This is a genomic window from Rhodoferax sp. (genome assembly GCF_030646845.1).
Lineage (GTDB): Bacteria > Pseudomonadota > Gammaproteobacteria > Burkholderiales > Burkholderiaceae_C > Rhodoferax.
Map to the genome: position 1 here is coordinate 41,033 of NZ_JAUSLE010000062.1, position 10,163 is coordinate 51,195.

Genomic DNA, 10,163 nt, shown 5'->3' on the forward strand with positions numbered 1-10,163 from the left:
TCTTATTTAGCCAGCCAGCCCAAACCTTTGGCGTGCAGGCTTTGGACGTAGAGCCGATCGCGTGTTTCTGTGACTGCGGTCGTCTCCGGGTAAGCCCCGGTCGGGTCCTGCAGATCTGCCACCACTTTCCCGTCTTCCGTGAATGCCATTACATGCCCATACGCCTTGGGGATGGGCCACATGGCGCGCGGCAAGCGCAGGGTCAGCTTGCGCAGGAAGGGCTGGTTCGCGAGCTTGTCGATGGTCGGGTTTCTGGGCTTGGCAAAACCCAGCCAGATCTTGCCGTCAAGGCCGCGCATGAGGTTGTCGGGATAGCCTGGCAGATTGTCGAACAGCACGCTGGCCTGCGGGCTCGCCTGGGTCACGTCGAGGTTGCTGGCCTTCACTGAAATCTTCCATATCCGGTACTTGCCGGTTTCATTGACGAACAGCGTTTGCTCGTCCTGACTGAGCGCCACACCGTTGGCAAAGCTCAGGCCCCTGGCCACGATGCGCGTGCCCTGCGTGGCAGGGTCGTATTCCAGAATGCGTCCGGTGGCGGACTGCTCGATGATGTCCAGCACGCTGGCCTCGAAGGTGCCACCCCAGCTGGCTGGCGCGAAACGCGTCGAGGCGTCGCTCACGTACATCTTGCCGTTGCCGGCCACGACGACCGCGTCGGCATAGCGAATCGGATCGGTGCCAACCTTGTCGGTCAGCAATGTGACCTTCTTGTCCGGACTGATCGACAGCAACCCTTTGACGGCATCGGCCGCCACCAGGTTGCCGGCCGCGTCAAAGTCAAAACCAAGCACCCGTCCGCCGGTATTGGCAAACACTTCCTGCGCGCTGCCGTCGGGGTTCATGCGCAGGATGTTGCCGCTGGCGACCGTGGTGTAGAGCTTGCCGTCTTTGGCGACCACAATGTGCTCCGGTCCTTCTTCGGTGCCCAGCGAAATCATCTTCAGGTTGGCCAGTTTGTTATTCACCGCGTGGGGACTGCTGTAGCCGGGCGCGGTGGGCGCGTTCCAGCTGAGCGGCTCGATCGGCACCGGCCACAGGCTCAGGTAAGCCGCCAGCGCCAGCAACATCACGCCCAGAATCAACGCTGCTTTCTTCATGGGGTCTCCGCCATCAGTTGTTGGGCCAAAAATGCCATGGCCCCCGTCGAATGGTCTTCTGGTGCTATCAGTTTTGCCTGTTCGAACTGCACGAAGTTGCGCCGCATCGACTGCAGGTAAACGGGATCGTAGTGCTGCGTGAGCAGTTCCTGCACGACCGGCTCGATGTCTCCGGCCCGCACCGACGCTTTCCAGCCTTCGACCACCACCTTGCCCCGGAACTCGGTCAAGATCTGCAGGCGTTCGCAGAAATGCTCGACGTCCCGCACAAAGAAATCGTAATCCTCCATCAGCAGGGCAACCCGCTCGGCATCCGGCAGCACCAGGTTCAGGCAAGTGCTTTGCCGCATGGCCTCGACCAGCGAGACAGGCACGGCCACGTTGCCCACTTTTTTGCTTTCGCTCTCGATGAACACCGGGCGTGTGCGGTCCAGCCGCCGCAACGCGTCCCACACCAGGGTGTCAAAACGCTTCTGCGTGGGCTGCGCCATTCCCGGTATGGCGCCCAGTACCGAGCTTCGATGGTTGGCGAGGGCCTCCAGATCGATCACCTGCGCCCCCTGTGCCGCCAGGGCCTGCAGCAGCCGGGTTTTGCCCGACCCCGTGGTGCCGCAGATCACACGGAACTCAAGGCCACTGACCAGGCGCGGAATGTCCTCCACCACGGCGGCCCGAAAGGCCTTGTAGCCGCCTTCCACCAGCGTCACGCGAAAGCCGATTTCGGACAAGATGAGTGACAGCGATCCACTGCGTTTGCCGCCGCGCCAGCAGTAAGCCAGTGGCTTCCAGTCTTTCGGTTTGTCGATGACCTCACGGTCGATGTGCGCTGCGATATTGCGTGCGGCAATGGCCGCGCCGCGTTTCTTGGCCTCGAACGCGTTGACCTGCTTGTACAGGGTTCCGATGTCGCGACGCTCTTCGTCGTTCAACGTGGGCCAGTTCACGGCCTGCGGCAAGTGGTCTTCCGCAAATTCGCCTTCGCTGCGGGCGTCAATGACGGTGTCAAATTCATGCAGGCGCTGAATGACTTCACTGGCGCTCAAGGTGGTCAGACTCATTTCAGCAGCTTCTTCAGTTCAGGCCACACGTTGGCCAGCATGACGGGGTGAGCCTCCTCCTTGGGGTGGATGCGGTCGGGCTGAAACAGCCGGGTGCTGTCCGGCGCATCGGCGATGCCTTTGAGCAGGAACGGCACCAGGGCCGCCTTGTTGGTTCTGGCCACGTCCGCGAACAGGTCGGCAAAGCGCGCGGCGTAGTCCTTGCCATAGTTGGGCGGCACCTGCATGCCAACCAGCAGCACCTTTGCCCCGGCTTTTTGGGCCGCCTGCGTCATCTGGGTCAGGTTGTCTTCGGTGAGCTGCAGGGGCAGGCCGCGCAAGGCGTCGTTGGCGCCCAGCTCAATGATCACGTGGCTCGGCCGGTGTTGTGCCAGCAGTCCGGCCAGGCGCGAGCGCCCGCCCGATGTGGTGTCGCCACTGATGCTGGCGTTGACCACGGTGGCTGGCAATTTTTCGGCCTTCAGCTTTTTCTCGAGCAACGCCACCCAGCCAGTGCCGCGTTTGAGGCCATACTCTGCACTCAGGGAGTCGCCCACGACCAGAATGCTCCTCGCTTTGCCAGCCTGGGGGGCCCTGGTTGCCGTGGCAGCGCCAGCCGCCGTAGATAGCCCTGCAACTGCAGCCAGTACAGCTGCCGCGATAAAGTGTCGTCGGTACAAAGAAAGCCTCATGTCTGATTCAATTATTTCCGTTGAGCATGTCTACAAATCGGTGACGGATTCCACCGGTACTCTCGACATTTTGCGCGATATTGATTTTGTGCTGAACGCCAGGGAGACAGCGGCCATTGTCGGCGCCTCCGGTTCCGGCAAAAGCACGCTCTTGTCCATCATCGCGGGTCTGGATACGCCCACCCGCGGCACCGTGCGGCTGGCGGGCCAGGACCTGTTTGCCATGAACGAGGACCAGCGCGCCGCCCTGCGGGCACAAAAAGTGGGTTTTGTATTCCAGAGCTTTCAGTTGCTGGGCAATCTCACGGCGCTGGAAAACGTCATGCTCCCGCTGGAGCTGGCGGACAGGCGCGATGCGCGCAAGGCGGCCACCGAGATGCTGGCGCGCGTGGGCCTGTCCGAGCGCCTGGGTCATTACCCCAAGGTGCTCAGTGGTGGCGAGCAGCAGCGGGTGGCGCTGGCGCGCGCCTTTGTGGTCAAGCCGGCCGTGCTGCTGGCCGACGAGCCCACCGGCAGCCTGGACTTTGCCACTGGTGAAAAGGTGATGGAACTCATGTTTGACCTCAACCGGGAGCAGGGCACCACGCTGGTGCTGGTGACGCATGACCGTGCCATTGCCTCGCGTTGTGCGCGCTGCATCACGATCGAGGCCGGGCAGGTGCTTGACACCACGGCCGATGTTTAAGCCTTTTTGACCTCTAGCCCGCGTGGATATTGCGTAGGAAGCTATTATTTTTGTAGCGAATAACAAGCCGCGATAATTGGGCCATGTCTTCACCCAAAGTTCTATTCGGCTTTCATGCCGTCGGTGTGCGTCTCAAAACCGCGCCCAAATCCATTGTCGAGATTTATTTCGAGCCCACCCGCCGCGATGCGCGCATGCGCCAGTTCATCGAGAAAGCCAATGAAGCGGGTGTTCGCCTGATTGAGGCCGATGGCATGCGGCTGGCCAAGCTTTGCGGCGGCCACGGGCACCAGGGCGTAGCGGCGCGGGTGCAGGAGCTGGCGCAGGTGCACTCGCTGGACGAACTGCTGGAGCAGCTCGAAGCCTCACAGGCTGACAAGCCGCCGGCCGAGCGCGAAGCGCCGCTGATCCTGGTGCTTGACGGCGTGACCGATCCGCACAATCTGGGCGCCTGCCTGCGGGTGGCCGATGGCGCTGGCGTGCACGCCGTGATCGCGCCCAAAGACCACGCTGCCGGTATCAATGCGACAGTCGCCAAAGTGGCCAGCGGCGCGGCCGAAACCGTGCCTTATTTCATGGTGACCAATCTGGCGCGCACGCTGAACGAACTGAAGGAGCGCAACATCTGGATCATCGGCACCAGCGACGTGGCGCCCAAGACCATTTACCAGGCGGACTTGAAGGGCCCGGTGGCGCTGGTGCTGGGCGCCGAGGGCGAAGGCATGCGCCAGCTCACCGCCAAGACCTGCGATGAACTGGTGAGCATCCCCATGCGTGGTGCGGTGGAAAGCCTGAATGTGTCCGTGGCCAGCGGCGTGTGCCTGTACGAAGCCGTGCGCCAGCGCAGTTGATGTAGCCCACCTTATTGACCAGGAGCACCCTGTAACCAACATGCACCACCCAGTCGGCTTCTTCGCGCGGCTTTCGGGTTGTGCGTTGTGGCTGTGTGTGCTGGGTTTCCTGCTGCTGGCGGCTCCCGCCTGGGCCCAGCAAAAAGTGCGTGTGGGTGTGTACGAGAACAGCCCGAAAGTGGCGATCTCGAACACGGGCAAGCCCGAAGGCATATTCATCGACCTGATTGAAGCCATTGCCGAGAAGGAGGGCTGGCAGCTCGAGTACGTCGTGGGCACCTGGTCCGAAGGGCTGGAGCGCCTGGAGCGGGGGGAGATCGACCTGATGCCTGACGCGGCACGCACCACCGAGCGTGAAGAGAGCTACGCTTTTCACCAGGAACCGGTGCTGGCCAGCTGGAATCAGGTCTATGCGCGACGCGGCAGCGGCATCCGTTCCATGCTCGACCTCCAGAGCAAACGGGTGGCGGTCGTTGAGGGGTCGATTCAGCAGCTGCTGTTTACGCAGATGGCGGATGCCTTCAACCTGCCCATCACACTGATGCCTTACGTGGGCTATGACGCCGCGTTTGAGGCCGTCGCGAGCAGCCAGGCCGATGCGGTCATTACCAACCGTTTCTTTGGCCTGCGCAACGCGGACAAATACGGCCTGGAGGACACCGCCATCATCTTCAGTCCCTCGAAACTGTACTTTGCGGCGCCCAGGATTGGTCGTGAGTCATTGTTGGCGGCCATTGATACGCATCTGGTCGAGTTCAAGAAGAATTCAGACTCGGTCTACTACCGATCGCTGCGGCACTGGGCTGTGGACGAGGTGCGTGCCGCGACACCCGCCTGGCTGCTTCCGCTAGCGGTGGCAACCCTTCTGACCTTGATTGCCGGCGTGGCCTGGGTCGTTCTGCTCAGGCACCGGGTGGCCGCCCGAACCAGCGAAATCCGGCAGAGCAATGAAGAAATGAAACTCATCAATCGCACCTTGCGCGCCACGGGCTCGCGCCGTGAGGTCACGGCGGTGCTCGACGAAGCGATCAAGGGCGCGCTGGCCCTCACCGGCTTCGATGGCGGCGTGCTGTGCCTTCGCGACGAGCAGGATGGGCTGCTAAGGGTCGGGGCGAGCCGGGGTGCTCTGGTGAGGAACGACCTGTTGCCTGACGACGGAACGAGGGCGGATACCGTTTGTGCGAGCGTGCCGCCGACCGTGTTCGACGGGCCACACCATGTGCTGCTTGCGGCCGTTGGTCCGGCGCACCCGCCAGCTGATGTCCAGGGACAGGATGGCGGCGTGCGCTGGAATGCCTATTTCCCTCTGACGGTGCAGGAGCGCACCCTGGGCGTGTTGTGCCTGTTTTCGCGCCACACCGAGGCGCCATCCCGGCATTCGATGGAACTGGTGGAAGACATCTGCGGCCCGATTGCACTGGCCATGGAAAATGCCCGTCTGTACGCGCAGGCGCGTGAGAACGCGCAGGAGCTGGAAAATCGGGTGATCTTGCGCACTGAAGAACTGGCGCAGACCAATGTTGAATTGCTGGATGCGAAGCATCGCGCTGAATCAGCAGACCGCCTCAAATCCGCTTTTCTGGCCACCATGAGCCATGAATTGCGAACGCCGCTCAATTCCATCATTGGTTTTTCCGGCATCCTGTTGCAAGGCCTGGCCGGCCCGCTCAACGCCGAGCAGAGCAAACAGCTTGGCATGGTGCGCGACAGCGCATGGCATCTGCTGGCGCTGATCAATGATGTATTGGACATCGCAAAGATCGAGGCGGGCGAGCTTGCCGTGGTGCGTGAGCCTTTTGACCTTCTCAAGTCGATTGAAAAAGTGGTTGCCATCGTGCGACCGCTGGCCGACCGCAAAGGGTTGGTGCTCGCTGTCAAGGTCGGCGAAGGTGTTGGCAACATGTTGGGTGATGCGCGTCGCGTCGAGCAGGTGTTGCTTAACCTGTTGAGCAATGCCATCAAGTTCACCGAGACCGGGTCAGTGACCGTGCAGGCCGAACCGGTCAGTGAATTTAAGGCCGATCCCCAGCACCGGCCCTGTGCCGCCGTGCGGCTGAGCGTGAGTGACACGGGTATCGGGGTCAAGCCGGAAGACATGTCCGTGCTGTTCACGCCATTTCGCCAGATTGACTCAGCCCTCTCGCGCAAGCATGATGGAACCGGACTGGGGCTGGCGATTTGCCGGCGCCTGACCGCGCTGATGGGTGGGCGCATCGACGCCCAAAGCCACTGGGGCCAAGGCAGCGTGTTCACCGTGACCCTGCCCGTGCAGGTACAACCTGCTTTGGAAGCCGCATGAACAAACGGATTCTCTTGATCGAAGACAACGAACAAAATCGCTACCTCGCCTCGTTCCTGATGCAGGCGCGCGGCTGGGAAATGGTGCAGGCTGAAGATGGGCCGACCGGCGTGACGCTGGCCAGCCAGGTGGACCCGGCGCTGATCCTGCTGGACATTCAGTTGCCAGGGATGGACGGTTATGCGGTGGCACGCGCGCTACGGTCTGACCCCAAGCTGGCGGCTACCCCGATTGTGGCGGTCACCTCCTATGCCATGCCGGGGGACCGTGAGCGCTGCCTGGCGGCGGGCTGTAATGGCTACATTGAGAAACCCATTGACCCACAGTCTTTTGCCGGGGAAGTGGAACGCTTTTTGGAGGAAACATGATGACGCATGTGCTGATCGTGGATGACCGGGCCGACAACCGCTACTTGCTGCGCATGCTGCTGCAAGGGCATGGTTTTGCCGTGGAGGAAGCGCAGCACGGCAGGCAGGCGCTGGAACTGGCGCGCGCTGTGGCGCCGGATCTGATCATCAGCGACCTGCTGATGCCGGTGATGGATGGCTACACCCTGCTGCGCGAATGGAAGGCTGACGAGTCGCTGCGTCGCATTCCGTTCATCGTGTACACCGCCACCTACACCCAGCCCAGAGATGAACTGCTGGCGCTGGACATGGGGGCCGACGGATTTATTGTGAAGCCAACTGAGCCCGGTATCTTCATCAGCCGGGTGCATGCCGTCCTGCAGGCGGCCTCGCAATCCACGCAACCGGCGCAAACACCCATGGCCAGTGAGACTGTCACGCTGAAGGTTTATAACGACGTTTTGATTGCCAAGCTGGAAAAACGCAGCGCCGAGCTGGAGCAACGCGTGGCAGAGCTCAAGCTGGCGCAGCAACAGATATTGAGACTGAACCGGCTCTATGCGGCCTTGAGTGAGACCAACCAGGCCATCGTCCATGCGCCGGACAAGGAGTACCTGTTTGCCGAGCTGTGCCGCATTGCCGTGCAACGTGGTGGTCTGGCGATGGCCTGGGTCGGACTGCTGGACCCCGATTCCGGGGAGCTGGTTTCCGTGGCACGGTGCGGCGTGGAACCGGCGTTTGCGACCAAATTGACGCCCATGCGCCTGCAGGGCGCGCCGCGCTTTCCGACCGAGATTGCACTGGGTCAGGGTACCCCTTACCTGAACAATGACCTGCTGGCAGATCCGGCCCTGGCACCGATCAAGGACGATTTGCTTCAAACCGGTTTTCAGTCAGCGGCGTGCTTTCCCTTGTACGTGGCTCAGCGCCTGATCGGCAGTGTGTCCCTGTTTGCTGCGGAGAAGGATTTCTTTGACGCGGAGCTGACCGCTCTGGTGACCGAGATGGCAACCGACATCTCATTCGCCGTGTCCAATTTCGAGAAAGAAGTGCAGCGCCAACAGGCGCAGGAACGGCTGTGGGCCAGTGAAGAGTCAGCCCGGTTGAACAGCCGCGCGGTCGAGGCCTCTGCCAACGGCATCGTCATTGTCGAGATCAGGGAATCCGAGTTTCCCATCATCTATGTGAATCCGGCCTTTGAGCGCATCACCGGCTATGGCGCGCATGAGGTGCATGGCCGCAACGCGTGGTTTCTGTTGGGCACCGAGACGGAACAGCTGGGTACCGCGGAAATCCAGAGCGCCCTGCGCGAGCAGCGCGAGGGCAGTGCCACGCTCAGGAACTACCGCAAGGACGGCTCGCTGTTCTGGAACGATCTGGCGATCGCGCCCGTGCGCAATGCTGCGGGCGAGAGCACCCATTTCGTCGGCATCCTCAACGACATCACGGACCGCAAGCGGTACGAGGAGCAGCTGGAGCGACAGAACAACCAGGATGCCCTCACCGGCCTGGCCAGCCGAAGTCTGCTCAAGGACCGGACCGACATGGCCATCGCCTATGCGGCACGCCATCACCGCTCGGTTGCCCTGCTGTACGTCGATCTGGACCACTTCAAGCGCATCAATGACAGTCTGGGTCACGCTTTTGGTGACACCGTCCTGTGCACGGTGGCTGCACGTTTGAGCACCGGCATGCGGGACGGCGACATCGTGGCCCGGCTTGGCGGTGACGATTTCGTGGTCGTGCTGTCGGATCTGGGCAGTCCACAGGATGTGCCGCTGCTGGCCGGCAAGATACTGGAGCGCATTGCGCGCCCGCTGGCGCTGGAAGGTCGTGAAATCAGTCTGGCCGCCAGCATTGGCCTGAGCCTTTATCCGCCCGATGGCGCCGACTTTGACACCCTGTTGCGCAACGCTGACGCGGCGATGTACCGGGCCAAGGACGCCGGGCGGGGTACCTTCTGTTACTACACGGCCGACATGAACGCGCATGCCTTGAGAAAGCTCGAACTCGAAGCCCGTTTGCGGCATGCGCTTGAGCGCGACGAATTGCTGCTGCATTACCAGCCCCTGCTGAGTCTGAGCACCAACGAAGTCACCGACGTCGAAGCCCTGATACGCTGGCGCGCCAGCGATGGCGCACTTATTTCGCCACTGGATTTCATTCCCTTGGCGGAAGAAACCGGGCTGATTGTTCCGATTGGCCAGTGGGTGCTGCGCACGGCCTGCCGCCAGACCCGCCAGTGGCAGCGCGACGGCCTTGAACTGCGGGTGGCGGTCAATCTTTCCACCCGCCAGTTTCGCGACGACAAGCTGGTGCACATCGTGCGCGAGGCGCTGGAGGAAAGTGGTTTGCCGGCACGCCTACTCAAGCTGGAAATCACGGAGGGTGCCATCATGGAGAACGCCGAGCAGGCGACCCGGATTCTCTTTGAGTTGAAGGCTCTGGGCATCGGCGTTTCGATCGACGATTTTGGTACGGGCTACTCGAGCCTCAGCGCTTTGAAGAACTTCCCGGTGTCGCGGCTGAAGATTGATCAATCGTTTGTCCGTGGCCTACCCTATAGCGCGGCCGACCGGGGCATTGCGGCTGCCGTAATTTCACTCGGGCAGAAGCTGAATATGCGGGTCATCGCAGAGGGCGTCGAGAGCGACGAGCAGTTGGCCTTCCTGCGCGACAATCAGTGTGACGAGATCCAAGGCTACCATTTTAGCAAGCCGATCGCGCCCGAAGCCGTTGAAAGGTTGCTCAGACGCCCGCTAACCGCAGGCAAAGGCATGACGACCCAGCCCGTTTGAGCAGTCGTCGAAACGCCACCTCGCCCGGCCTCCGACGTTCTCTACGAGTTCAGGAAGATAGGCGGTCAGGTCGCGCTGGAAAGCGACAAGATCGGTGGTCCGAGGGCAGCCACAACCGATCTCTGAACCGACTGCCGCCGAGGGTGCCGACCGCGAATAGTCCCATAGAATCAAATTCCAACGGGTCCTGCCGGCGCGACTGCCGGTGAGGGTCCGCAGTTAGTCTCCAGCTACAGCTAAAATACCGACTGATTGATGGTAGGGCCTTCGCCAGTTCTGCCAGCCCACGGATTAGTCGCGCACTTAGGGCCGCGCCGGACTTGTTTTGATCGATTTAGCACGTTTGCGGCAACT

General features: G+C 61.8%; 8 protein-coding genes. 5 read left to right on the top strand and 3 right to left on the bottom strand.

The genetic code is table 11. The annotated features are described in order from the left end of the window. Positions 1-2 precede the first annotated feature (2 nt). Genes Q7T10_RS14995 through Q7T10_RS15005 form a run of 3 tightly spaced genes read right to left on the bottom strand, consistent with a single transcriptional unit; the run spans position 3 to position 2,829 of the window. On the bottom strand, positions 3-1,100 hold the full coding sequence (locus Q7T10_RS14995) for an SMP-30/gluconolactonase/LRE family protein (protein WP_304749780.1): 1,098 nt from the start codon (positions 1,098-1,100) through the stop codon (positions 3-5). Continuing rightward, a complete protein-coding gene (gene mnmH / locus Q7T10_RS15000; protein ID WP_304749782.1) occupies positions 1,097-2,158 on the bottom strand; it encodes a tRNA 2-selenouridine(34) synthase MnmH in 1,062 nt (353 codons plus the stop codon). The genes Q7T10_RS14995 and mnmH overlap by 4 nt, the downstream gene beginning before the upstream one ends. After that, on the bottom strand, positions 2,155-2,829 hold the full coding sequence (locus Q7T10_RS15005; RefSeq protein WP_304749785.1) for an arylesterase: 675 nt from the start codon (positions 2,827-2,829) through the stop codon (positions 2,155-2,157). The genes mnmH and Q7T10_RS15005 overlap by 4 nt, the downstream gene beginning before the upstream one ends. Here Q7T10_RS15005 and Q7T10_RS15010 point away from each other — a divergent pair. The 5 genes from Q7T10_RS15010 to Q7T10_RS15030 all read left to right on the top strand — a co-directional run bounded on the left by Q7T10_RS15010 (position 2,828) and on the right by Q7T10_RS15030 (position 9,809). Continuing rightward, entirely contained in the window at positions 2,828-3,514 is a 687-nt protein-coding gene (locus Q7T10_RS15010) for an ABC transporter ATP-binding protein (RefSeq protein ID WP_304749788.1), read from the top strand. The genes Q7T10_RS15005 and Q7T10_RS15010 overlap by 2 nt on opposite strands. A gap of 83 nt (positions 3,515-3,597) precedes the next feature. Continuing rightward, a complete protein-coding gene (gene rlmB / locus Q7T10_RS15015; protein WP_304749790.1) occupies positions 3,598-4,365 on the top strand; it encodes a 23S rRNA (guanosine(2251)-2'-O)-methyltransferase RlmB in 768 nt (255 codons plus the stop codon). A 40-nt stretch (positions 4,366-4,405) separates the two neighbouring features. Further along, positions 4,406-6,664, top strand: a complete 2,259-nt coding sequence (locus Q7T10_RS15020) for a transporter substrate-binding domain-containing protein (RefSeq protein WP_304749792.1) — start codon at positions 4,406-4,408, stop codon at positions 6,662-6,664. Further along, positions 6,661-7,032, top strand: a complete 372-nt coding sequence (locus Q7T10_RS15025; protein WP_304749795.1) for a response regulator — start codon at positions 6,661-6,663, stop codon at positions 7,030-7,032. Before Q7T10_RS15020 ends, Q7T10_RS15025 begins: the two co-directional genes overlap by 4 nt. Beyond that, complete coding sequence (locus Q7T10_RS15030; protein ID WP_304749798.1) at positions 7,032-9,809, top strand: EAL domain-containing protein; 2,778 nt, start codon at positions 7,032-7,034, stop codon at positions 9,807-9,809. The genes Q7T10_RS15025 and Q7T10_RS15030 overlap by 1 nt, the downstream gene beginning before the upstream one ends. The last annotated feature ends 354 nt before the right edge of the window (positions 9,810-10,163 follow it).